This is a genomic window from Rodentibacter ratti, assembly GCF_002000485.1.
GTDB classification, from domain to species: Bacteria; Pseudomonadota; Gammaproteobacteria; order Enterobacterales; family Pasteurellaceae; genus Rodentibacter; species Rodentibacter ratti.
Window position 1 is genome coordinate 59775 of the sequence record NZ_MLAJ01000002.1, and the last position, 24906, is coordinate 84680.

29 protein-coding genes are annotated in these 24906 nt (G+C 39.2%); 6 read left to right on the forward strand and 23 right to left on the reverse strand.

The genetic code is table 11. The features are described from left to right. Positions 1 to 11: 11 nt before the first annotated feature. From gloA2 to ccmA, 10 genes are all read right to left on the reverse strand, one after another. Positions 12 to 404 carry an SMU1112c/YaeR family gloxylase I-like metalloprotein gene (gene gloA2 / locus BKG94_RS01070; protein ID WP_077433378.1) on the reverse strand — a complete coding sequence of 131 codons (393 nt, stop codon included), beginning with the start codon at positions 402 to 404 and terminating at the stop codon, positions 12 to 14. Positions 405 to 406: 2 nt separating this feature from the next. Next, positions 407 to 1324: a c-type cytochrome biogenesis protein CcmI gene (gene ccmI, locus BKG94_RS01075; protein ID WP_077433380.1), complete on the reverse strand. Its 918-nt coding sequence runs from the start codon at positions 1322 to 1324 to the stop codon at positions 407 to 409. Then, positions 1325 to 1789, reverse strand: a complete 465-nt coding sequence (locus tag BKG94_RS01080) for a cytochrome c-type biogenesis protein (protein WP_077433382.1) — start codon at positions 1787 to 1789, stop codon at positions 1325 to 1327. Further along, entirely contained in the window at positions 1786 to 2334 is a 549-nt protein-coding gene (locus BKG94_RS01085) for a DsbE family thiol:disulfide interchange protein (RefSeq protein WP_077433384.1), read from the reverse strand. The genes BKG94_RS01080 and BKG94_RS01085 overlap by 4 nt, the downstream gene beginning before the upstream one ends. Before the next feature lie 129 nt (positions 2335 to 2463). Continuing rightward, the gene (locus BKG94_RS01090; RefSeq protein WP_077433386.1) at positions 2464 to 4410 is read right to left on the reverse strand and encodes a heme lyase CcmF/NrfE family subunit; all 1947 of its coding nucleotides are present in this window, start codon (positions 4408 to 4410) and stop codon (positions 2464 to 2466) included. Then, positions 4407 to 4931 carry a cytochrome c maturation protein CcmE gene (gene ccmE, locus BKG94_RS01095; RefSeq protein ID WP_077433388.1) on the reverse strand — a complete coding sequence of 175 codons (525 nt, stop codon included), beginning with the start codon at positions 4929 to 4931 and terminating at the stop codon, positions 4407 to 4409. Before ccmE ends, BKG94_RS01090 begins: the two co-directional genes overlap by 4 nt. Further along, positions 4928 to 5134, reverse strand: a complete 207-nt coding sequence (ccmD, locus tag BKG94_RS01100; protein ID WP_077433390.1) for a heme exporter protein CcmD — start codon at positions 5132 to 5134, stop codon at positions 4928 to 4930. The genes ccmE and ccmD overlap by 4 nt, the downstream gene beginning before the upstream one ends. Before the next feature lie 26 nt (positions 5135 to 5160). Continuing rightward, the gene (locus BKG94_RS01105) at positions 5161 to 5904 is read right to left on the reverse strand and encodes a heme ABC transporter permease (protein ID WP_077433392.1); all 744 of its coding nucleotides are present in this window, start codon (positions 5902 to 5904) and stop codon (positions 5161 to 5163) included. Between the two features lie 59 nt (positions 5905 to 5963). Continuing rightward, a complete protein-coding gene (ccmB, locus tag BKG94_RS01110; protein ID WP_077433394.1) occupies positions 5964 to 6629 on the reverse strand; it encodes a heme exporter protein CcmB in 666 nt (221 codons plus the stop codon). 4 nt (positions 6630 to 6633) lie between these two features. Next, positions 6634 to 7272 carry a cytochrome c biogenesis heme-transporting ATPase CcmA gene (ccmA, locus tag BKG94_RS01115; RefSeq protein ID WP_077433396.1) on the reverse strand — a complete coding sequence of 213 codons (639 nt, stop codon included), beginning with the start codon at positions 7270 to 7272 and terminating at the stop codon, positions 6634 to 6636. A gap of 286 nt (positions 7273 to 7558) precedes the next feature. On the opposite strand from ccmA, the gene sodA reads away from it, so the two are divergent. Beyond that, positions 7559 to 8203, forward strand: a complete 645-nt coding sequence (sodA, locus tag BKG94_RS01120) for a superoxide dismutase [Mn] (protein WP_077433398.1) — start codon at positions 7559 to 7561, stop codon at positions 8201 to 8203. 41 nt (positions 8204 to 8244) lie between these two features. Here sodA and BKG94_RS01125 read toward each other — a convergent pair whose 3' ends face one another. The 7 genes from BKG94_RS01125 to rlmN all read right to left on the reverse strand — a co-directional run bounded on the left by BKG94_RS01125 (position 8245) and on the right by rlmN (position 14515). After that, positions 8245 to 8685, reverse strand: a complete 441-nt coding sequence (locus tag BKG94_RS01125; RefSeq protein WP_077433400.1) for a methyltransferase family protein — start codon at positions 8683 to 8685, stop codon at positions 8245 to 8247. 32 nt (positions 8686 to 8717) lie between these two features. Next, entirely contained in the window at positions 8718 to 9332 is a 615-nt protein-coding gene (locus tag BKG94_RS01130) for a YfgM family protein (protein ID WP_077433402.1), read from the reverse strand. An 18-nt stretch (positions 9333 to 9350) separates the two neighbouring features. Beyond that, a complete protein-coding gene (gene hisS / locus BKG94_RS01135; RefSeq protein ID WP_077433404.1) occupies positions 9351 to 10622 on the reverse strand; it encodes a histidine--tRNA ligase in 1272 nt (423 codons plus the stop codon). 9 nt (positions 10623 to 10631) lie between these two features. Continuing rightward, positions 10632 to 11738 carry a flavodoxin-dependent (E)-4-hydroxy-3-methylbut-2-enyl-diphosphate synthase gene (gene ispG / locus BKG94_RS01140; protein WP_077433406.1) on the reverse strand — a complete coding sequence of 369 codons (1107 nt, stop codon included), beginning with the start codon at positions 11736 to 11738 and terminating at the stop codon, positions 10632 to 10634. Positions 11739 to 11750: 12 nt separating this feature from the next. Further along, on the reverse strand, positions 11751 to 12740 hold the full coding sequence (locus BKG94_RS01145) for a RodZ domain-containing protein (RefSeq protein WP_077434094.1): 990 nt from the start codon (positions 12738 to 12740) through the stop codon (positions 11751 to 11753). A gap of 70 nt (positions 12741 to 12810) precedes the next feature. Beyond that, complete coding sequence (pilW, locus tag BKG94_RS01150) at positions 12811 to 13356, reverse strand: type IV pilus biogenesis/stability protein PilW (RefSeq protein WP_077433408.1); 546 nt, start codon at positions 13354 to 13356, stop codon at positions 12811 to 12813. A gap of 25 nt (positions 13357 to 13381) precedes the next feature. Then, positions 13382 to 14515: a dual-specificity RNA methyltransferase RlmN gene (rlmN, locus tag BKG94_RS01155; protein WP_482822349.1), complete on the reverse strand. Its 1134-nt coding sequence runs from the start codon at positions 14513 to 14515 to the stop codon at positions 13382 to 13384. A 239-nt stretch (positions 14516 to 14754) separates the two neighbouring features. Here rlmN and BKG94_RS01160 point away from each other — a divergent pair, with 239 nt between their 5' ends. The 5 genes from BKG94_RS01160 (at position 14755) to BKG94_RS01180 (ending at position 19325) form a co-directional block, all read left to right on the forward strand. Next, positions 14755 to 15639: a D-alanyl-D-alanine carboxypeptidase family protein gene (locus BKG94_RS01160; protein ID WP_077433412.1), complete on the forward strand. Its 885-nt coding sequence runs from the start codon at positions 14755 to 14757 to the stop codon at positions 15637 to 15639. Positions 15640 to 15884: 245 nt separating this feature from the next. Then, a complete protein-coding gene (locus BKG94_RS01165) occupies positions 15885 to 16766 on the forward strand; it encodes a metal ABC transporter substrate-binding protein (protein ID WP_077433414.1) in 882 nt (293 codons plus the stop codon). Continuing rightward, a complete protein-coding gene (locus BKG94_RS01170) occupies positions 16766 to 17668 on the forward strand; it encodes an ATP-binding cassette domain-containing protein (RefSeq protein WP_077433416.1) in 903 nt (300 codons plus the stop codon). Before BKG94_RS01165 ends, BKG94_RS01170 begins: the two co-directional genes overlap by 1 nt. 3 nt (positions 17669 to 17671) lie before the next feature. After that, positions 17672 to 18520, forward strand: a complete 849-nt coding sequence (locus tag BKG94_RS01175; protein ID WP_077433418.1) for a metal ABC transporter permease — start codon at positions 17672 to 17674, stop codon at positions 18518 to 18520. Continuing rightward, positions 18513 to 19325, forward strand: coding sequence for a metal ABC transporter permease (locus BKG94_RS01180; RefSeq protein WP_077433420.1), 813 nt, complete (start codon positions 18513 to 18515; stop codon positions 19323 to 19325). Before BKG94_RS01175 ends, BKG94_RS01180 begins: the two co-directional genes overlap by 8 nt. A gap of 32 nt (positions 19326 to 19357) precedes the next feature. Here the strand turns inward: BKG94_RS01180 and rlmC are convergent, their stop codons facing one another. From rlmC to BKG94_RS01210, 6 genes are all read right to left on the reverse strand, one after another. Then, positions 19358 to 20527 (reverse strand): 23S rRNA (uracil(747)-C(5))-methyltransferase RlmC, encoded by a 1170-nt coding sequence (gene rlmC / locus BKG94_RS01185; protein ID WP_077433422.1) that lies wholly within the window; start codon positions 20525 to 20527, stop codon positions 19358 to 19360. After that, positions 20524 to 21570: a beta-N-acetylhexosaminidase gene (gene nagZ / locus BKG94_RS01190; RefSeq protein ID WP_077433424.1), complete on the reverse strand. Its 1047-nt coding sequence runs from the start codon at positions 21568 to 21570 to the stop codon at positions 20524 to 20526. The genes rlmC and nagZ overlap by 4 nt, the downstream gene beginning before the upstream one ends. A gap of 3 nt (positions 21571 to 21573) precedes the next feature. Further along, positions 21574 to 21924, reverse strand: a complete 351-nt coding sequence (locus BKG94_RS01195) for a putative periplasmic lipoprotein (RefSeq protein ID WP_077433426.1) — start codon at positions 21922 to 21924, stop codon at positions 21574 to 21576. Then, positions 21924 to 22274: a purine nucleoside phosphoramidase gene (hinT, locus tag BKG94_RS01200; RefSeq protein ID WP_077433428.1), complete on the reverse strand. Its 351-nt coding sequence runs from the start codon at positions 22272 to 22274 to the stop codon at positions 21924 to 21926. Before hinT ends, BKG94_RS01195 begins: the two co-directional genes overlap by 1 nt. A gap of 140 nt (positions 22275 to 22414) precedes the next feature. After that, positions 22415 to 24277 carry a peptidylprolyl isomerase gene (gene ppiD / locus BKG94_RS01205; protein WP_077433430.1) on the reverse strand — a complete coding sequence of 621 codons (1863 nt, stop codon included), beginning with the start codon at positions 24275 to 24277 and terminating at the stop codon, positions 22415 to 22417. Positions 24278 to 24339: 62 nt separating this feature from the next. Beyond that, positions 24340 to 24906, reverse strand: coding sequence for a manganese efflux pump MntP (locus tag BKG94_RS01210; RefSeq protein WP_077433432.1), 567 nt, complete (start codon positions 24904 to 24906; stop codon positions 24340 to 24342).

Sequence of the window (24906 nt, forward strand, 5' to 3'; positions counted from 1 at the left end):
TCCTTATATTATTAATCGATTTGATAGAATTCTATCGGTAAACCATCAGGATCCTTGAAGAAAGTATACTTCATTTTAGTACATTCATCGACTCTAATAAATTCGCAGGAAACACCCCGACCAGCTAAATAGGAAACACAGGATTCTATATCTCTAACTTTAAACGCTAGATGGCGTAAACCACAAGCCTCCGGATAATCTAATCGTTTAGGAGGATTTGGAAAAGAGAAAAGCTCAATTTTACTACCATCAGGGAATTCTAAATCTAATTTGTAACTATCACGTTCAGCCCGATAAGTTTCGGCAATCACTTTTGCCCCTAAAATTTCTGTATAAAACAGCTTAGAACGAGTGTAATCTGAAACAATGATTGCAACATGATGAACACCTTCAATTTCAAACATGACTAATTTTTCTCTGGTGTAATACTTTTTGATTTTTCCTGCTCTTGAATTTCTAACGCATCACGTGCTGCCCGAATACTTTTTTCAATTAATGCGACCCGTTCATCATCTTTCGGCATTAAACGTAACATCATCGCCCAAGTCACTGCTGCCATTTTATAATCTTCCGTTTCAAAATAACGAAATGCCAGCAAACTTAGCGCTTCAATATTACTATGATCTTTACGAATAACTTCACGTAATAAATCACTGCCTTTCAATTTATCCGTCGCCTCTTCTGAAAACATTAATACTCGGGCATACCCCAATTTATATTGTAAATTCTCAGGATCAAGTTTATTTGCTTTTTGGTAGCTGTCGAATGCTAAACGGGCATCACCTAAATTCATACCAATTTGCCCCAACAACCACCATTTTTTGGCATCTTGCGGATTTTTCTGCAAATCTATACGAAGTGCGGTAGAAAATTGCTGCATTTCACTATCAGAAAGAGGATTCGTCTCCTCTTCTTTCATTCGATCATAGAAATAAGGCAATTTGGCATAAGTCTGCTCTAACATTGATTCTGCTTGCCAAGATCCAACCATAAAGTAACTTGTCCCTGCAATAATCCCTATTGCTAACAGCCCTGAAGCAAACCAAACTTTGCCGTAGGACTTTTCACTTTGGAGGTTTTTTTCTTCCTGATGGGGAACATCATCCAATAAGGTTTTCTGTAATTCTTGTTTAAGCAATTCTACATTTTCCACCAACCCTTGGGCATCATCTTGCTCGATTTCTTGCAGTCGTGAAAAATAAAGCGCCTTATTCAGTTCATCACGTTTTTGTTCATTTTTTGTTTTAGCCTGGCGCAATAAAGGATAAAAACAGATTAACGCGACTAATAAAGTAATTACGCCTAAAATTAATGCAAAATTCATCTATTTATCCTTTTGGTTCAACAAGTTAGCTAAACGTGTATTTTCTTCTTCTGTTAAAACGCTATCATTTTTGACCGCACTTTGCTTTTGCGGTTTTCGTTTCAGTAGGAAAAAAATACCAAATAATATGAGAAATAATGGGGCAATCCATAAAATTACGGTACTTGCCGTCATCGGGGGATCATAGGTCACAAAATTACCGTAACGCGCGACCATGTATTCCACTACATCATTTTTTGATTTCCCATCTTGTAGTAACTCAAATACTTTATTACGCATATCTACCGCGATCGTTGCATTAGAGTCCGCAATATTATTATTCTGACATTGCGGGCAACGCAAAGATTGCGTGAGTTGATGGTAATCGTTCTCCTGCTGTTGCGAGCTAAAATTTAGTGCATCAATGGCAGAAAATACCACGGTACTAAATAAAAGTGCGGTCAAAAAAAGCCCTAATTTTTTCATTGTGCCTGCTCCACCAGTTTGTCATAAATCGGTTTTAAGGTTCCCAACCACACTTTTTCGTTTACATCCCCAGCTAAACGATAATGAATCACTCCTTGACCATCCACAATAAAAGTTTCCGGTGCACCATACACCCCCAAGTCCAAACCGAAAGATCCTTTTTCATCTTTCAACACAACTTGATAAGGATTACCTAAATCTTTTAACCATTTTATTGCTTTTGCCGATTCATCTTTATAATTCAACCCAATAATATTCACACCTTGTTGTGCAAGTTTATTTAAGTATTGATGCTCTGCGTAACAAGTGGGACACCAAGTCGCCCATACATTCAGCAAAATCGGTTTACCTTGTCGAAATAACGCATCATCATAGGTCTTATTTTCAAAGAGTTCCGTTAATGTTTTCACGGGAATCGGTTTTCCAACCAATGCAGACTCCAAAGCCTTAATATCTTCGCCTTGAGCATTACGGTTAAGCTGCACTAAAAACGTAATAACCACTGCTAAAAAGAGAACAAGGGGAATCAATAATTTTTTTTTCATTTCTACCGCTCTTTTAAGTAAATACCGTTTCTTGTTGAAAAAGCTAGCGAGAAAAAGTTAATTACGCCATCTTTTCCAAGTATTTCCATTTTCTTAAGGAAGATCAAAAAGATCACTATTGGAAATAAACTATTTTTTTAATAATTTACTAAACCGATAACGTCTGTCGAACATACACAATAAACCACCTAATGCCATAAATATGCCACCAATCCAAATCCAGCGGATAAAAGGCTTGTAATACAAACGCAACGCCCAAGAATCGTCATTAAGTTTTTCACCAAGTGCCACATATAAATCACGGGTTAAACTACCATCGATGGCGGCCTCTGTCATTGACATTCGACTCACCGTATAAAAACGTTTTTCAGCGAATAGCGTTGCTTCCGGTTTTCCGTCTTTTGTAATATCAATCTGCGCTTTGCCTCCAATATAGTTAGGGCCATTGGCATCACTGACACCGGAAAATTTGAAATCGTAATGCCCGATCTGTGCGCTGTCCCCTACCTTCATACGCACATCACGTTCCACACTAAAATTTTGGCTAAAAGCAATGCCCCATACCGACATTGCTACGCCTAAATGTGCAAACAACATTCCCCAATGGGAACGGGATAGTTTACGCACACCGACAAAAAATGATTCACGGTGAGTTGCCCGTTGTTGCAATTCGTAAAGGGCAAGCAACAAGATGATTATTGTCATCATCGAACCAAGAACAGAACTTACCGTGATTTTATCTTGTAAGATATAAGGTAAAACAAACCCCATCACCAGCATGATAAGAACACTGATTACGACGGGCATTCTAATCTCTGAGAATTGATCCCGCCGCCATTTTACTAAGGGTCCAATACCAAGCAATAGCGCAAACGGTGTCATAATGATCAAGAACATTTGATCAAAAAACGGCGCACCGATTGAAATTGTTCCTAAGCCTAACTGTTTATGCACCAACGGTAGTAATGTGCCTAAGAACACCACACAAAGTGCGGTCATTAATAGAATATTATTTAATAACAACATGCTTTCACGAGAATAACGTTCTGCATTATCACGTGAACGAATTTGGCTCCCCTTGTAGGCATAAAGAGCAAGAGATCCGCCAATGACAATAACAAGATACGCCAAAATATATAAACCGCGTGTCGGATCAGACGCAAAAGCATGCACAGAGACCAAAATCCCTGAACGCACCAAGAATGTGCCAAGTAAACACAGGGAAAAAGCTAAAATTGCAAGGAGCACTGTCCAGGCTTTAAATGAACCACGTTTTTCTGTCACTGAAAGAGAGTGAATTAAGGCTGTACCGGCTAACCAAGGCATAAAGGAGGAATTTTCAACCGGATCCCAGAACCACCAGCCGCCCCAACCTAGTTCATAATACGCCCACCAAGAACCGAGTACGATACCAAGGGTTAAAAATACCCATGCGGCAAGGGTCCAGGGGCGAGACCAACGAGCCCAAGCAGAATCAAGTTTACCGGTCATCAAAGAAGCGATGGCAAAGGCAAAAGCAACAGAGAAACCAACATACCCCATATAAAGTAACGGAGGATGAAAAATTAATCCCACATCTTGCAACATAGGGTTAAGTTCTTTACCGTCTACAGGAAACTCCGGGAAAGTACGTGTGAATGGATTTGACGTAAACAAAACAAACAATACGAAACCCACGCTAATAATTCCCATAATGCCGAGGACTCTCGCTGCTGCTTCTTGAGGTAAATGTTTACTAAACAATGCCACTGCTACAGACCAAAGGGCAAGTAGCCAGATCCAAAGCAATAATGAACCTTCGTGAGAACCCCAAACAGCAGACAAACGATAATAAATCGGCAGAGTACTGTTAGAATTATTCACCACATATTGCACACTAAAATCATTGACCGCAAATAAATAAAATAGCGCAACAAAGGCAATAGTGAGACAAACAAACAATCCATAAGTCATTGGTCGAGCCAGCACCATTAACTGGGTATTCCCTTTCTCCGCGCCCCACAATGGAAAAATTGCGAGCATTAACGATACGGCCAGACTCAAAGCAAGCGCATAATTTCCGATTTCAGCGATCATTTGTAGCCTTCTTGTTTCTCTTGACGATCTCGCGTACTTTCGCCTTTCAAATCAGCTTCATCTACACCCATTGGTTTATGCACCTTTTGCATTTTTTCGCCTAATTCCGGTGGTACATAATTCTCGTCATGTTTGGCCAATACTTCTGTGGCAGTGAGTACCGTCGGTTCGGTTAACACACCTTGTGCAACAATACCCTGCCCCTCACGGAAAAGATCAGGCAAAATACCTTCATATTCAACAGAAATTGCAGGGCCGATATCATTCAAATCAAAGCGTACTTTTAAACTTTTCGGATCACGTTCTACTGTTCCTTCAACCACCATACCACCGACCCGGATACGCTGACCGACTTCCGGTTTTTGATTTGGGTTATTATCTTTACCCAAAATCACTTCCGATGGGGTATAGAATAAATCAATATTCTGACGTAATGCATACAGTACTAAGCTACTTGCAACTGCAATACCCAGTACAACAAAAACAACTAATTTAAGTCTGGATTTACGTCTCGGATTCATAGTGTGTTTCCTTTATTATTAGCATGTTGTAAACGCGCTTCACGCTGAGTTTCACGCAACACATTTTGCAAAATAGTTTTACGTTGTTTTAGGCTTTGTATAATCAAGGCAACAATCGCAACCAAACTAATGCCATAAGACAGCCATACGTAAAAACCATAGCCACCCATATCAAAAAAATCACTCCAAGTTTGGAAAAACATTTTTATTCCTCTTAAAAATATAAAAACTATTTACTACAATCCTTTGCTAACGCCTTAACCCACGGGCGTTTTGCATCTTCTCTTAATAATTCCGCACGATAACGCACAAGAGTAAGCCAAATATATAAAGCTAAAAAACCAAAGATACATAAAATCAGTGGAATCAACATAGGGGTTGCAATAGAAGGTTTTTCAAATTTTGTAATACTTGCCCCTTGATGAAGCGTGTTCCACCATTCCACAGAAAAATGGATGATCGGTAAAATAACCACCGTAGTAATACATAAAATACCCGATGCTTTCGCACCAATCGCTCGATCAGAAAAACTGGAATACAGCGCAAGGATACCAAGATATAAAAAGAAGAGGATTAATTCAGCCGTCAGACGGGCATCCCACACCCACCAAGTCCCCCACATCGGTTTGCCCCAAATAGCACCGGTAATCAATGCAAGAAAGGTGAATAATGCCCCAACAGGTGCCATAGCAATCATTGCTAAATGTGCTTGTTTAATTTGCCATACTAAAGCGACCACTGCCGCTACTGCCATTGAACCATACACTCCCATCGACCAGATTGCTGTTGGCACATGCACATACATAATCCTGAAACTGTTACCTTGTTGATAATCTGCCGGCGCATAAGCCAAACCCCATACTATGCCAACACTTAACAGCAATAAACTCAACAACGCAAACACCGGGCTCAATTTACCACAGATTCGATATTGGGTTTCTGGTTTAGCGTAGGGATGTAACCAGTTCCACATAGAAAAACCTCTCAAAAAAATAAAAAAGAAAACAACCGCACTTTTGTACAGTTGCCAAATTAATTATCTAAACTAATACGCAAAGCTGCTGCCACCGCAAAAGGCGAAAGCGTGATTGCACCGACCATCATCGCACCAAGAATCGCAAGCTGCCCCATATAAGGCAGATTCAAACCTGCCGCATCGAGTACGGAAGAAGCGAAAATCAGTACAGGAATAAACAACGGTACCACAAGTAAACTGAGTAAGACTCCGCCCTTGCGTAACCCGACAGTTAATGCGACACCAATCGCACCGATACAACTCAACACCGGCGTGCCGAGCAGTAAGGTTAGCACTAACGCCCACCAAAGATGCACTTCAAGAGAAAGCAGTAATGCCGCAATCGGTGAAAGTAAAATCAGTGGCAAACCGGTTAAAAGCCAATGAGCAACGACTTTAGACAACGCCGTTAATACTAAAGGTTGTTTGGTTAACATTAATTGTTCAAGCGAACCGTCAATAAAATCATCACGAAACAAGCGTTCAAAGGAAAGCAGCGCAGAAAGTAAAGCCGCTACCCAAGCAATCCCGGGCGCAATGCGTGAAAGTAATTTAGGATCCGGCCCAATCACAAGTGGAAATAATGTAATGACAATCAAAAAAAACCATAGCGGATTTAAAATTTCTGAGCGTTTACGCATCGCAATTTTTAATTCACGTTTAATTATTTCTAGAAAAATCATTCGGTTATTCCGCTTTATACTGTGCTAAATTAAGTTTTTGCAAACGCATACTCGGCACATCTTGATGACTTGTTATTAATACAATGCCACCTTGTTTTGTATGTTCATCAAAAAGTGCGGTCAAAATTTTCACGCCTTTCTTATCAATCGCCGTAAAAGGCTCATCTAAAATCCACAATGGCGCCTGTGAAAGCCATAATCTTGCCAATGCAATACGCCGTTGTTGTCCGGCTGAAAGTTGTGCTGCCGCGAGATCTTCACGCCCCAAAAGTCCAACTTTTTCCAATACATCCCAAAGCGCATCCTCACTCTGCTCTGCTTGGCTAATGCGTTGATAGAATTGTAAATTCTCCAATGCTGTCAATTCCGGCTTTACACCTGAAAAATGCCCTAAATAAAGTAAATCCTGATAATAAACTTCCCGTTGTTTAAAAATAGATTCAGAATCCCACAGTATTTCACCTTCTAAAGGTTGTGCAAGCCCGGCTAAAATGCGTAATAAACTGGTTTTTCCAATACCGTTATGCCCCTCAATTTGCACAAAATCACCACTCGTAAAATTGTGCGATAAACCGTGAAAAAGCAAACTCTCACCACGTTGGCAAGCAAGCTCTTTAATCGATAAATTATGGGACTTAAACATAAGGAAAAACACGAATACTAAATTGGGGTCATTCTATCATAAGTGAAAAATTTAACGAGATTTTAGTCATCAAAAATTATTAACCATTTGGTAGTAGATTGTAGGTTTTATTGATTTAGAACAAGCTTCATTTGAATGCTCAATTTCTACAAAAGGGAAAACATTTAATGATCTAAATCAAGTTTTCTGCTAGTATTTGTACTTTAGTACTTTTTGGTTAAAGCTTGCGTATTTTAGCAATCGGCCAAAATGGCTTATGAAAACTCATTTTATAGAAGGAATGATTATGGCTTACACTCTACCTGAATTAGGCTACGCTTATGATGCGTTAGAACCTCACTTTGATGCTCAAACTATGGAAATTCACCATAGCAAACATCATCAAGCCTATGTAAACAATGCAAATGCAGCATTAGAAGGTTTACCGGCTGAATTTACAGAAATTTGCGCAGGTCAATTAATTTCTCAACTTGATAAACTTCCGGCAGACAAACGCGGCGTATTACGTAATAATGCGGGTGGCCATGCAAATCATAGTTTATTCTGGAAATCTTTGAAAAAAGGAACAACATTGCAAGGTGCATTAAAAGATGCAATATTACGCGATTTTGGTTCTGTTGAAGCCTTTCAAGCTGAATTCGAAAAAGCGGCAGCAACCCGTTTTGGCTCAGGTTGGGCATGGTTAGTTCTCACTACAGAAGGAAAATTAGCGGTTGTTTCTACGGCAAATCAAGATAATCCATTAATGGGTAAAGAAATTGCAGGTTGTGAAGGTTTCCCACTTTTAGGTTTAGATGTTTGGGAGCATGCTTACTACTTAAAATTCCAAAACCGCCGTCCAGACTACATTAAAGAATTTTGGAATGTGGTAAACTGGGATTATGTTGCAGAACGTTTCGAAAAGAAAGCGGCTGATTGTAACGCAAAATAACCTATGAAACATAAAAGTGCGGTCAAAATTGACCGCATTTTTCATATCCAACGTCTAACTTTTGATTTATATCGGCGGTATTCATCGCCAAATTTCTTTTCTAAATAGCATTCTTCCCGAGAAATTTGGAATCGATTCATTAACCACACAAAGGCAATAATACCGCACCAAGCCAATAAATGCCCCAACCACAATGCCCACGCCACAAGAATCAATAATAAACTCAGATACATTGGATTACGCGTGATTTGAAAAATACCTGATGTGACAAGCCGTGTAGTTTTATCCAGCCGCTGCGGATCAATAGATATGTTATCACGATAAAATTGCCATAAGCTCATAACGGCAACTAGAATAGATAATAGAATGCAGAACCAAATAGCATAGAAAAATTTAGAATATTTCCCGATTGGAGGTAATGCATACATCACTACGCCAATGAAAAAACAAAGAATTGGGGGAGGAGGAAATAAAAAGCGCATAAAAAAATAAACGCCCTCTCGGGCGCTTTATATTAAAGATTGTTTAATTTCATTTGAGCCGCTTGCTGTTCTAATTGACTGCCTGTTTGGAGAACTTGCTCAAAACTGTTTTTTGCTGCTGCGACATCACCTTTAGCCAATTGGATATCTCCGGCCAAAAGTGTTTTACGAGCATTAAAACCTGCACTTTTTACTTTTTCAAGCGTTGATAAGGCATTATCTAATTGCCCCAACTGGAACTGTACGGAACTTAGACGTAGCGCAGAAAGGGAGGTTAATAATTCATCTTGAGATTGTGTTAAAACCTGCTGTAAAGCGACTTCGGCACCAGCAAAATCTTGTTTTTCCACCGCATTTTTTGCTTCATCAAATAACGCAAAGACTGCATAGCTGGTTTTACTATTCGCTTGGACGAATTCCGCTAATTTCGCTTTTTGAGCAGTGCTATCTTGCTCCGCTGCGTAAATTAAAGCATCATACCCTGCCGATGCTTCAGCAATTTGATTTGCTTGGTAAGTCTGCCAATAACGCCAACCAAACATTCCGCCCACGCCTAGAATAAAGGCGACAATGATTGTTTTACCGTTTTCTTTCCACCATTCTTTTAACTGGTTAATCTCTTGTTCTTCTTCAATGGAATATGCCATATTCTTTTCCTTTATAAATTAAAATTGAGTCTGAATATAATCAACGACTTGTCCAATTTCAAAAGTCTGTTGCTCAACCCCACCGTGCAAGTGTTTCACTACAACCTGATTATTTTGTACTTCGCTCTCCCCAATCACTAAGGCTAAAGTTGCACCGGATTTATCTGCTCGCTTAAATTGTTTTTTAAAATTCCCACCCGAGCAATGCAACATAACCCGTAAGTGCGGTAATTCTGAACGAATTTTTTCAGCAAGCTGCAATGCAGCTAAAGTCGTATTTTCCCCTTGATGAATCACATAAATATCAACCGCACTTTTTAATGGTATGTTTGAATTAACTTCTTGCACCAATAAAACTAAGCGTTCCAATCCCATGGCAAATCCTACACCCGATGTAGCATGTCCGCCAAGTTGTTCAACCAAACCGTCATAACGACCGCCACCACATACTGTACCTTGCGCACCTAATGCTGAAGTTACCCATTCAAACACGGTTTTATTGTAATAATCCAACCCACGTACAAGCTTTGGATTAATTTCATATTGGATTCCCACTTCATCTAATAAAGCACATAATTGAGCAAAATGCGTACGACTATCATCATCCAAATAATCAAGCAACTTCGGTGCATTATCTAATACTTTTTGTAATTCTTGATTTTTTGTATCTAAAATACGCAAAGGATTTTTCACCAAACGTTCTTTTTCTTCTTCACTCATTAAATTTTGATGATTTTCCAAAAAATCAACTAAAGCAGAGCGATAACTGGCACGGGATTCCAGTGAACCTATGGAATTAAGTTGAAGAGAAACGTGCTGATCAATACCTAATTTTTTCCAAAGTCTCGCCGTTAAAATAATTAATTCGGCATCAATTTCCGGGTTAGCAATACCGAAAACTTCCACTCCCGCTTGATGGAACTGTCGATAACGCCCTTTTTGTGGACGCTCATGACGGAACATTGGTCCCATATACCACAGACGTTGTTCATTATTATAAATCCAGCCATGCTCAATCGCGGCGCGTACACAACCGGCCGTTCCCTCAGGACGGAGGGTTAATTGTTCATCGTTGTCCCAAAATGTGTACATTTCTTTTGAAACGACATCTGTTACTTCGCCAATAGCACGAGCAAATAACGGCGTACTTTCAACAATTGGCATACGCACTTCAGAATATCCATAACTGTTTAGGACTTCACGTACTTGCATTTCAACCCATTGCCATAACGGGGACTCAGTCGGGGAACAATCATTCATTCCACGAATTGCTTGAATTGTTTTTGCCACAAGTTTTCCTTAAATAATACGATTTTTGGGATCTTGCAATGCGACCTTTGCACGGATCTTTGCTTCTAATTGATTGATAATATCTTCATTATCAAATCGTTCCTTTTGGCGTTCTCCATCGATATAATAACCGCTCTTCTTATTACCGCCGGTTACTCCTAGATCAGAAACTAATGCCTCTCCCGGTCCATTAACAACACAGCCGATAATAGAAACATCCATCGGTGTAATAATATCTTCAAGACGCTGTTCTAAAGCATTTACTGTGCCTATCACATCAAATTCTTGGCGTGAACAAGTAGGGCAGGCAATAAAATTAATTCCTCGGGAACGAATACGCAATGATTTTAAAATATCAAAACCGACTTTGATCTCTTCCACAGGATCTGCCGCTAGTGAAACGCGTAATGTATCTCCAATACCCTCAGCAAGTAACATTCCTAAGCCTATTGCTGATTTAACAGCTCCGGCACGAGCACCACCGGCTTCAGTAATTCCTAGATGTAAGGGTTGTTTGATGGCTTTTGCCAATAAACGATAAGATTCTACCGCCAAAGACACATCGGATGCCTTTACACTCACTTTAAATTGATCAAAGTTAAGACGATCTAAAATCTCGACATGACGCAATGCGGATTCAAGCAATGCCTCAGGGGTGGGTTCACCGTATTTCTCTTGAAGATCTTTCTCTAGAGAACCAGCATTAACACCGATACGAATCGGGATATTTTTATCACGTGCACAATCTACAACCGCACGAATACGATCTTCCCGCCCTATGTTACCGGGATTAATACGCAGACAATCTACTCCATACTCAGCGACTTTCAATGCAATACGGTAATCAAAGTGAATATCCGCGACCAATGGTACATTAACTTGTTGTTTAATAATTTTAAAGGCTTCGGCTGCATCCATAGTCGGCACGGAAACACGCACAATATCGGCACCTACACGCTCTAAAGATTTAATCTGAGCAATCGTAGATTCAACATCCGTAGTCCGTGTATTTGTCATAGATTGCACGGCAATCGGTGCATCTCCGCCAATCGGGACATTACCCACATAAATTTTAGTCGATTCACGACGCTTAATGATCGGTTGAAAAGCTGACATTACTATTCCTTATTAAGGCTGTGAAAGTTTAAATTTTGCGACACGCCCGTCTACTTTTAGAGGGTAATCTTGCCCCTTATAAGTGATACGAACATTACCGGGTGCTCCCACAATCAATGAAAACTCAGTACCGTTGAAAGTTAACACTTCACCTTGTTTATATTCTTTTTGAGCAAGGACTTTTCTATTTTTATCTTTTACGCTTAACCAACTGGTATTTTTTAATATTTCCACGACTAAATCACCTTGAGCAGCGGGTGGTGGCGGAGAAACAGTTGGATTTTCGACCGCACTTTGAGTATCGGGAATAGCAACTTCGCTCTGTGTTTTATCTTCAGAGGAGGTCATTGATTTAGGCAATACATTTTGCTCAGAAGCGACTTCGTCTCCTGCTTTTACTTCAACCGTTGAGCCCGAACTATTAGATTGAGCCTCTTCCGGCTGAGCCATTGGCTGAACAGGCTGATTCGTTTGTATTTCAGTCGGTAAGGCCGATGAGCTTTCAGACGCTACTTGGGCTGTATCAGTGCTTGAAACATAACTTTGCACTAAAGTATCACGCTCCTCATTGGACTGTTGATAGTTTTGCCACCACCATAATCCCGTCATACTTAATGCAACCAAAAGTACTAACGCGGTTAGATAACCTACCCAACGACTGTGAGAAGAATATTGATTTACCGAACGGGTTGAGCGGGCATTTTTTCCCAAATCATTTTGTTCATCTTCACCAAAAGAGAGATCAGCCCAAAGACTTTCAGGTAATCGCAAAAATTTCCCATAATTGCGGACATACCCTTTCATAAAAGCCGCAGGCACATTTTTTTGGATAAATTCATTATTTTCGATTTGAGCTAAAATCGCTGGTCGTAGTGTAATTTTCTTAGAAACATCTTCAAGAGAAAGATTTAAGGCTTCACGGGCCTCACGGAATCTATCCCCCAAAGATATCTGTTGATCTGCTTGCGTTTTCGTTTCCATTTGTTCAGCCTGAGAATTCATAATGTTTATTAATTTATGAGACATAATTAAAGGCTGAATTTTAAAGTCCAAAGCAATTTTTAGCAATGTTTTATTTAATGGGATTCAGTTTTTCCGCACGATTCACATCTATTTGCCGTAATTTATTGATTGCTTTTTGATAAGCATCCTGTTGATTGAACGCCAGTGAACAAAGTGCCATATTTTCATAAGTATCTGCTTGATGATAGTAATTAGGTGAAACTAGGGCAAGTTCAAATTGTGTATTAGCTTGTTCAAACTCCCCTTGCCTACATAAAAACGTACCAAAATTATTATGTACATCACCTTGTTTTTCATCAAGTTTTATGGCTTGTAGGTAAGACTTTCTCGCTTCATTCATATCGCCTTGCAATTGATAGAAATGGGCAAATGCAGAATGAACAAGATAATAATTTTTATCATGTATTAAAGCTTTATCAAGATTTTGTTTAGCTTGAATAAAATTATTTTGCTGCAAATACCCCAGAGCTAGTTCAACTCGAGCTTTTGCAGCCTGCTGTTTATTAAAATCTAAGGATGGCGCTTGTGAAACACAAGCTGAAAAAACAAGAGGAAAAATGACCGCACTTAGAAATTGAATAAAGAAAGATTTCATTTTTCCTCCAACTATTATTGCTTAACTAATTAACTTGAGTTATTCCTATATTCTGCCCGAATTGACGTTTCATCGCTGTACGTTTGGTACGATCAATAACATCCCCTGCAAGTTGTCCGCAAGCAGCATCAATATCATCACCTCGAGTTTTACGCACAATGACGGTAAAACCATATTCCATCAATGTTTTTTGGAAACGGTCAATGCGGGTATTTGAGCTTTTTGCATAAGGTGCTTCCGGAAACGGATTCCACGGAATTAAATTAATTTTACAAGGTGTATTTTTCAGCACTTCTGCAAGCTGATGAGCATGCTCTGTACTGTCATTTACATGCTCGAGCATTACATATTCAATCGTTACTTTGCCATGATTAGCATTGGAAACACTTAGATAACGATTTACAGAATCAATCAGCATTTTAATATTATATTTTTTATTAATAGGTACAATTTCATCACGCAATTCATCATTCGGTGCATGTAAAGAAATAGCTAATGCCACATCAATCATTTTACTTAGGTTATCCAATGCCGGTACAACGCCTGAAGTAGAAAGCGTTACACGACGTTTAGACAAACCGTAAGCAAAATCGTCCAACATAATTTCCATTGCAGGAACAACATTTGCCACATTTAATAGCGGCTCGCCCATTCCCATCATCACCACATTGGTAATCGGGCGAACACCAGTCACACCGAAGTTACCAATAATTTTTGAGGCACGCCATACTTGACCTATAATTTCGGATACAGTTAAATTACGGTTAAAACCTTGTTGGGCGGTAGAACAAAAAGTACAAGCTAATGCACAACCAACCTGAGAAGAAACACAAAGCGTGGCACGATCCGCCTCCGGAATATAGACGGTTTCTACTTGCTGATCCCCTACTTGCATTGCCCATTTAATTGTACCGTCTGCAGAACGTTGCTCTACAGCCACCTCTGGCGCTTTAATTTCTGCAACGGATTTTAACTTTTCACGTAATTTCTTATTGATATTTGTCATGTTGTCGAAGTTATCTTCGCCAAAATGATAAATCCATTTTACTAACTGATCGGCACGAAACGGTTTTTCACCGAGTTCTTGAAAAAACTCACGCATTTGTTGGCGTGTTAAATCCATTAAATTAATTTTTTTGTTTGATGTTTGTTCTAACATTAAAGCCTCGTTGCTACACATTATGGCAATAAAAATTGTAGTAATTTCCTACCAAAAAGCCTGATATAAAAATGAGCAGCGATTTTACAGATTTGTTGGAAGATAAGCTAGCAGATTTCAAAAACAAGAACATTCCTAACCGCACTTTTTACGATTCAGATCGCAAAAATAAACAATCTTTTAGGAAAAAGTAAGGTAGAATACGCATTTATTTTATTTTTCATTTATCGGTACTAAAAATGTTTAAAAAATGCTTTTCAATTCTATGTCTATGCATTCCACCCTCTCTCGTCATGGCACAATCCTATGTTGTTTATGATTTCACTCATGACAAAGTATTGGAAAGCAGCTCGCCAAATCATGTTCAACCTATTGCATCGGTCACAAAACTGATGACTGCAAATGTATTTTTAGAAAATAATAAGAACCCTCGTTGCTCAGCCTCCATTACAGATGATGATCATGATTATATCAAAGGGACTCGCACAAAGTTACCGACATACACACCTATTTCCTGTAATGAATTACTAAAAGCGATGTTAGTCCATTCCGATAACTATGCGGCTCATGCGCTTTCCCGTTCAGCTGGAATGACCCGTCTTCAATTTATTCAAAAAATGAATGAGAAAGCACGTGAGCTTGGGATGCATTCAACCCGATTCACTGATAGTTCAGGCTTGTCAGATAGTAATATTTCAAGCGTGATGGATTTGGTTAAACTGACTAAATATTCTTTGAATAAACCGCAAATTAAGGATTTTTCCAATATGCCAAGCGCTTATATTCAAGCCGGTGGGCGCTATGTATTTGTGAAAAATACCAATAAATTGGTGCGAGAAGAAGTGTTTGATGCCGCAATTAATAAAACCGGCTATATTCGTGAGTCCGGTTATAATTTGGTATTTGTTAATAAGCATCTTTGCCGAAACTCAGCCATTGGTGTGATTAGTTTAAATAATAGCTCTTCCCAATTTCGCACTAACTTTACAAAAAGTAAATTGGAAAAATACGGTTGCATTGCCGGACACCGACTAAACAATTTCACACCTGATGATGCACAATATGAAGAAGGTTATGATGAAGAAGGCTTAAGCAACCTAATTGAACAGCTTTCCAAACAATAAGTTTCTCTATTTTGCCGGCAATATGCCGGTATTTTTTTACTCCTATAGTCAAACGTTCAAAAGCATAGAAAAAATCTATCGTCCTTTTTGATATCCTAGCCGTCGTAAAAATAAATTTTAGAAGTTGATAATCATTTTTATTTAAAACCTCTACAAAAAGTAGTACTATTGTGTTGGTGAATGTAAAATTTATTGCGTTCACCCATATTCAAGTAAAACTAAATGCTACTTTATAAGGAGATCTTATGCGAATTTCATTAAAAATTATGACCGCACTTGCGTTAGGTTTATTTACGATGCAAGCCAATGCAAAATTTAAAATCGTTACTACGTTTACCGTGATCCAAGATATCGCACAAAATGTGGCGGGCGATGCCGCAACGGTGGAATCCATTACGAAACCCGGCGCTGAAATTCACGAATACGAACCTACGCCAAAAGACATTGTAAAAGCACAATCTGCCGATTTAATTTTATGGAACGGTCTAAATTTAGAACGTTGGTTTGAGCGTTTTTTCCAAAACATTAAAGACAAACCGGCCGTAGTGGTGACAGAAGGTATTACACCACTTTCTATTTATGAAGGTCCTTACAAGGATGCGCCGAATCCACATGCTTGGATGTCTCCATCAAATGCATTGGTTTATATTGAAAACATTAAAAACACACTTATAAAATATGATCCGCAAAACGCAGCAGTATATGAAAAAAACGCTGCGGATTACGCACAAAAAATTAAACAGTTAGATGAACCGCTTCGTGATAAACTTGCACAAATTCCGGAATCCAAACGTTGGTTGGTAACCAGTGAGGGCGCTTTCAGCTATTTGGCGAAAGATTATAACTTAAAAGAAGGTTACTTATGGCCAATTAATGCCGAACAACAGGGGACGCCTCAGCAAGTTCGTAAAGTAATTGATTTGGTTCGTAAAAATAATATTCCGGTAGTCTTTAGTGAAAGTACTATTTCACCAAAAGCAGCACAACAAGTGGCGAAAGAAAGTGGGGCAAAATACGGGGGCGTATTATATGTAGATTCTCTTTCAACTAAAGAGGGGCCTGTACCAACCTATATTGACCTATTGAACACCACTGTCTCCACCATCGTTAAAGGATTTGAAAAATAATGGAATCATTTTCGACATCAATTTGGGTAAACGACGTAACAGTTCGTTATAACAATGGACATACTGCTATTCACGATATGACTTTTTCACTCAATGACGGTACGATTTGCGCACTGGTTGGCGTGAATGGTAGTGGAAAATCAACCCTGTTTAAAAGCTTAATGGGGTTGGTAAAACCACAAAAAGGTGAAATAAAATTATGCAATTTGCCTATTACACAGGCCTTAAAGTGTAATCTGATTGCTTATGTTCCCCAATCGGAAGAAGTGGACTGGCAGTTCCCTGTTTCCGTTTATGATGTCGTGATGATGGGGCGTTATGGATACATGAATTTTTTGCGTATCCCAAAAGCCATTGATAAACAAAAAGTGCAAGAGGCTATGCAACGTGTAAACATTGAGCATCTTGCACATCGCCAAATCGGTGAGCTATCCGGCGGACAAAAAAAACGTGTATTTTTAGCTCGGGCATTGGCGCAACAAAGTCCAATAATTTTATTGGATGAGCCTTTCACCGGCGTAGATGTCAAAACGGAAAATGCCATTGTAGATTTATTACAACAGCTTCGTAGTGAAGGGCATTTAATTTTAGTTTCGACTCATAACCTAGGCTCCGTACCGGATTTTTGTGATCAAGTTGTGATGATTAATCGCACAGTAATTGCCGCAGGTAAAACGGAAGATACCTTTAATCAACATAATTTAGAGCTCGTCTTTGGCGGCGTATTACGCCATATCAAATTGCAAGGTGAAGACTTACATAATGATGAAGACAAACGTGCAGTAACCGTATTGACCGATGATGAAAAAGCCGTCGTGTTTTACGGCGAAACCAAACAAGACCCACCCGCCACGACACAAGATTGTCATGTCGATATAAACAATCAAAAAGAGAAGGAATAACCCATGCTAGATCTATTGCTCGAGCCCTTCTCTTATAACTATATGATTAAAGCGATGATTTTGAGTACAGCTGTGGGTGGAATTTGCGCTTTTTTGTCTTCTTATTTAATGCTGAAAGGTTGGTCGTTAATTGGTGACGCTTTATCTCACTCCGTTGTCCCAGGGGTCGCCATTGCTTATGCATTTTCCTTGCCTTATGCGCTCGGTGCATTTTTTTCAGGTATTTTAGCCGCACTTTCTATCTTATGGATAAAATCTATTTCCAAGCTAAAAGAAGATGCGGTTATCGGTTTTATTTTCAGTACATTCTTTGCACTTGGATTATTGATTATTTCCCTAAATCCAACTGCTGTAAATGTGCAAAGTATTATTTTAGGTAATATTTTGGGGATTGCAGACGAAGACATTTACCAAGTCTCTATCATTATCGGCATTTGCTTAGTCTTACTTTTATTATTTTGGAAAGACTTATTGCTGATTTTTTTCGATGAAACTCAGGCGATCACCGTAGGGCTTTCACCACTCTTTTACAAAATTTTATTTTTTACCTTATTAAGCGCTTGTGTAGTCGCGGCATTACAAACCGTAGGCGCAATTCTTGTGATCGCAATGGTCATCACACCGGGCGCCACAGCTTATCTACTAACGGATAAATTTAAAACTCTCGCCATTATTTCCGTTATCTTAGGTTCAATGACCAGCTTTGTCGGTATTTATATTAGCTATTATTTGGACGGCGCAAGCGGGGGAATCATCGTGACATTGCAAACGTTACTTTTCTTGCTCGCATTTTTATTCTCTCCAAAATACGGCTTACTTACTCGTAATAAAAAGGCGGTATCCAATGTTTGATTGGTTTTTAGAGCCTCTCCAATTTGCTTTTATGCAAAATGCATTACTCACGGCGTTAATTGTCTCCACTATCTGTGCCCTACTTTCCTGTTATTTAGTACTAAAGGGTTGGTCATTAATGGGAGATGCCATTTCTCATGCGGTATTACCCGGAATCGTATTGACTTATCTGGCAGGTATTCCTCTTGCCATAGGTGCGTTTCTATCGGGTATTTTTTGTGCATTTAGCGTAGGTTATTTAAAAGAAAATAGTCGTATCAAAGAAGATACTGCAATGGGCATTGTGTTTTCAGGGATGTTTGCCATCGGATTGGTCATGTTTACAAAAATCCAAACGGAACAACATTTAACTCATATTCTGTTTGGTAATGTACTGGGCGTGAGTACTATTGAATTAATACAAACAGCGGTCATTTCTACCATTGTTTTTCTTGTTATTCTATTTAAGCGTCGTGATTTATTGCTTTATTGTTTTGATGCAAGCCATGCTCGGGTAGCCGGTCTCTCACCCAAAGTGCTACACTATAGTTTACTCATTCTAACTGCGCTGACTATTGTTAGCACGATGCAGGTAGTAGGTGTAATTTTAGTGGTCGCCATGTTAATAGCACCCGGGATTACCGCACTTACCTTGACCAAATCCTTTGATAACATGCTCTGGGTTGCTGTCATAACATCTGTCATTTCCAGTCTTATGGGTGTAGTTTTGAGTTACCATTTTGATGCATCAACAGGCGCTTGCATTATTTTATTGCAGGCTGCGATGTTTGTCCTTGCATTAACTTATAGCAGAATCAAAGCATAAATAAAGGCGGGTTATTTTACCCGCCCAAATTGTTAGTTCACTCGCTCTAATAATATCAGTACTTCATAATGTGCAGTATGTGGAAACATATCAAAAAGCTGAATTTTGACAGGCTTATAATGTGTCAGACAACGTAAATCGTCCCCCATCGAAACGGCATTACAACTGGAATATAAAATAAAGTGCGGTCGTATTTGATTAAGAAATTCACTTAATGCCTTCCCAATTCCACGACGAGGTGGATTTACGATAACCAAATCCGGTTTTTCCCCATTTCCATTCAATGCAAAATTTGCCGCATCTAAAGATTGAAATTTCACGTTCTGTAACGCTAACTTTTGAGCGGACATTTTTGCCGCAAAAATTGCCGATGGCGAAATTTCAATGCCTGTTAACTCAACGTTCTGCCCTTGTTTTTGTAATCCATAGGCACAATGCAAACCAAAACCACCCACACCGCAAAAGAGATCCCATAATGTTGTGACCGGTAAATCTTTTATCCATTGTTGCGCTGTTTTATATAACCCTGCTGCAACTAGAGGATTTGTTTGGAAAAAACCTTGAGGGCGGATAAAAAGCGGAATACCATTGAAACTTTCCGCCAAAAACTGTTGTTCCGTTAGAAAAATTTCTTGTTCCCCTTCCAAAATCGCGGCGTGTTGAGGTTGCAAATTCACACTAACCACCTCTAGTTGGGGCAATTTGCTGAGAAGCCCGGTCAGTTCTCGACGAATTAATGCTAATTTGTTTTCAGAACGCAGCACAAAACGTAGCATTAATTTTCCTGTTGCGGCGCTTTCCGTCAGTAAAATATATTTTAACTCGCCTTTCTTCTTGGCAACGTTATACGGCACTAAGCCGGCACGCCCGATAAAATCTTTTAGAATAGGGAAAATCGTTGCAAAATACGTGGGATACAGCGGGCAATCAGACAAATCAATCGCACTTTGCGGATCATTCGGATCTTGCAAAATGCCGAGAATCGGGCGTTCCACCGAGCCGCTCACCACCATCTTGGCTTTATTACGAAATGCCGACTGTACGGATTGGAAAGGCGGATACCAAACCGCATCATCACAATTCAAATGGGAAAGTTGTGTTTTTAGATGGGCGGTTTTCTCAGAAAGCTGCCGCTCATAGGGAATTTCAAGCCATTGGCACGAACGGCAATTTCCCTCTTGATAATGGTGGCAATCAATCATGCTTTGCTCGCCAGCCATTCTTGTTGCAATACCGATAACTTTTTATGATTTTCCAGCCAACGTGGCGTTTTGGTTAATTCAGACCAATTATATGATTTTTTCTTAAATAAACTTTTTAAGCGGGTTTGACGTTGAATAAAGTGCGGTTGATTTTCCGAGAGTTTTAATTCATCCAACACTTGAACCACGCCTTCCCGTTCATTGCAAAGTAACAATAAATCACAACCGGCATTTAATGCTTTTTCACTACGCGCGACAAAATCGCCCATAAATCCGGCGCCTTTCATCCCCAAATCATCGGAGAAAATTGCTCCGTTGAAATTCAGTTTTTCACGTAAAATACGTTTTAACCAATATTCTGAACCGCTTGCCGGCTGGCTATCACATTGACTATAAATAACATGAGCAGGCATAATGGCATCTAATTTTTGCCAAGCAATTAATTGTTGGAAAGGTTGAATATCTTGACTAAAAATCTCAGTCTGAGGACGTTCATCATAAGGCGTTTCTAAATGAGAATCCGCCAATACATGCCCATGACCAGGAAAATGTTTACCCGTTGTGGCCATACCTGCCTCATGCATTCCATCAATAAAAACACTTGCTAAATTGACCGCACTTTGCACATTGCCACTAAAGCTACGGTCCCCAATAGCACGGCATTCATGGCCCAAATCCAATACCGGAGCAAAACTTAAATCAATATCAAGGGCAGCCATTTCCGCCGCCATTTGCCAACCGGCTTCCCTTGCCCAGCATTGTTGCTGCTGCAAATCATCGGACAATGAGGCAAAAGCTTGCATTGCCGGTAACTGGGTAAAGCCTTCACGGAAACGTTGCACGCGACCGCCTTCTTGATCCACGGTAATGAGTAAAGGCTTTTTCACACTTTCACGCACGGATTTCACCAATGCCTGAATCTGTTCTCGATCATAAAAATTTCGTGTAAACAAAATTAAACCGGCAACGAGGGGATGTTCCAGTAACTCGATTTCTTCTTGGCCTAATTCGTAGCCTTCAAGATCAATTAATAAAGTAGACATAATTTACTGTAAATAAAGACGATAATTGGTACTTTCTAATGTTGGTTTCATCAGCTCAATAGATTTACCTTCTTTAGCTTGTAAACGCAAATTTCCAACAAGGCTCTCTCGTTGATCCGACCAAACTTGAGTAACCCCCTGTGCGTTATACCAAAAAAGGTGATAATTCACATTAATAGGTTGGGTAGTTTTATTTTTTACCCAGGCAGAATCCGCCGACACGTTCGCTTCAACAACAGGAGCAAGCTCCGCTGTTATATTCAAAATTGGTTTATTAGTATGAACTAAATTCGGCCCAGAAACGGAACAAGCCGAAAGCACAATACTTGAGAAAATAATCAGTGATTTCTTCATTATTTATCCAACATTTTGCCAAGCGGTTCGCCTCCTAGCAGGTGCATGTGAATATGGAATACTTCCTGCCCGCCATGTTTGTTACAGTTAACAATTAAACGATAACCGTCTTCCGCAATTCCTTCTTGTTGCGCTAACTTCGCCGCCACAGTAAACAAACGACCAAGTGAAATTTCATCTTGTTCGGTGACATCATTTACGGTTGGAATCAATTTATTTGGAATAATTAAAATATGGGTTTTGGCTTGTGGTGCAATATCACGAAATGCGGTAACCAACTCATCTTGATAAACAATATTAGCGGGAATTTCTTTGCGAATAATTTTACTGAAAATGGTTTCTTCTGCCATGGGATTTTCCTTTCATCAATGAAAAAAGTGCGGTTGAAAATTACCGCACTTTTTATCAGAAATCAGACTTGATTGCAATTTAGCTTTATACTTGAAAGAATAAAGCCTATGAGAACATAGGCTTTGTCAGAACTCACAAATTAGTTTTCATCTTCTTGTTTGATAAAAACTTCGTTAATTTCAATTTTTGCCTTATCACGCAATGCTTGTAAAAGTTGCGCGCGTAATTCAAGTTGTTGCGCTTGACGTAATTGTTCGCCAAATTGAGTCAATTCTTGCTCACTCAATTCACCTTGCTCTACTTTACTAAGCGCAGCGATAATCACATCGCCCTTGCTGTTACGCACCATTTTGTACTGCGTTGTACCATTTGTCGGTTTTTCCATAGAGAAAATACCATTGGTTAAAATCGGATCTTGATTTTCGGTAAAGGCAAAAGTTTGTTCCGTACCGAAAGAAACACCCTCCGGCAATTTATTTGGATCTGTCGAAAGATCATTGACCGATTGTGTTGCCTTGGTAATCAACGTTTTTTCCGCTTTTTCACGTTTTAAAAAGTTTTCAATATCCGATTTTGCTTCGTCTAAGGTTTTGATACCTTCAGCCTTATGATCTAACACACGTACTAAAACAATATTTTGTTCTCCTACATTTAATGGTTCGGAATTTGCCCCGCCATTTGAAATATCGGAATCAAACATCGCAGAAACGACATTAGGCGAATTTAGCGCTGTCGGTACGTTTTCACGAGAAAAATAACCGCTCTCTTGTACTTTCACGCCGGCTACATTCGCCGCACTTTCTAAAGATTTGCTGTCTTCAAAGGCTTTTTCACGTACATCTTTTTCCATCGTGTAAAAGCGGTTTTCCAATAAGTTTTTACGCACTAAATCGGTGATTTGGGCTTTCACTTCATCTAACGGTTTTTCTTTACGTTCTTCCACTAAGATAATGTGAAAATTACCATCAACCTTGACCGGTTCGCTAAATTTTCCGATTTGAAGCATTGTTGTCGCATCTTCAAAAGCTTTTGGTAATTCATTGGCATTTACCCAACCTAATTCGCCACCATTCTCACCTGAAACCTTGTCTAGCGAACGTGTTTTAGCTAATTCGGCAAAATTTGCACCATTTTGTAATTCTTGATAGGCTGTTTGCGCATCTTGCTCATTAGAGAATTGAATATGCGCTAATTTCTGAATCATAAACTGCGCCTTATTATCCTGATAATATTGCGCAATTTCCACATCACTTACTTGAATATCTTTTGCAACATCAGCCCCTGAAACTTGGATATATTGCACTTTTACTTGTTCAGGCTGCACAAAAGCTTTTTGATTGGCTTCATAATAAGTTTTTACTTCATCTTCAGTAATATTTTGTTTTGCCATTTCATCAGCCAGGGATAATGTCGCTAAACGGGCAATACGTTTTTGAAAGAAAAGTTGAGCACTAGCTTTTACCTGAACAGGTACGATAAATTCACTATCTGCAATACCGTTTTGCATCTGCTCAAGTGTGAGTGCACCACGCAAAATATTCGCATAGGTATCCGAACTTAAACCATTTTGTGCAAGAATTTGTTGATATCGTCCATTATCAAATTTGCCATTAGATTGAAAATTCGGATCAACCACAATGGCACGTTTGATCATTTCATCACTGACACCTAATTTCAATTCTTGCGCATATTGACGAAGTAATTCTTGATCAACTAAACGATTAATAATCCCTTGACGCAAAGCATTGACAAATTCCGGCGAATCGGACTGAGTTAAAAATGCCTCGCCTTCTTGTGCCGCACGTGCTTCAAATTCTTGGTTATAACGATTCATAAAATCTTGCTGGGAAATGGTTTCTCCATTGACCTTTGCGGCATAAGAATCATAGCTACTAAATAAATAACCGGACATTCCCCCTACTAAGAATGAAATGGTAATTAATCCGAGAATAAATTTAGCTATTTTGGTATTTGCCATACCATTCATTTTTTCAATAAACATATTTACCCTTTTTAAAAGACAAAATTTTCCGAATTATAATCGAAAGCAAGGAAATTCGCACCTTAAAATACTAAAACATTATGTTCAAATAAAATTTTAATCCCCATAATAATGATGACTAAACCACCGAAAATTTCGGCTTTACTTTTAAATTTTCTTCCTAAAAAATGACCGCTCTTTACACCGACAAAAGAAATTACAAAAGTTGTAAAACCAATAATCCATACTGCCTCAATAATATCCACATGCAAAAAAGCAAATGAAATACCCACGGCCAGTGCATCAACACTCGTCGCCAACCCCAAACTGAGCAGTCGTTTTATATTGATAAAATCTGAAACCTGCTCTTCTTGTTCCTCGCTGAAACCTTCACGGATCATATTTGCACCGATTAATAATAAAAGGATAAACGCAACCCAGTGATCCCATTCCTGAATGATTTTGCTAAATTGCGAACCCAATATGTAGCCGATAAGTGGCATCATTGCTTGGAAACAACCAAAGCAAAGGGATATCATCACTGCCTGTTTCCATCGAAAAGATCGCATAGCGAGCCCTTTAGAAATGGAAACCGCAAATGCATCCATCGACAGTCCCAGTGCAATCATCCACAATACATAAAATGCCAT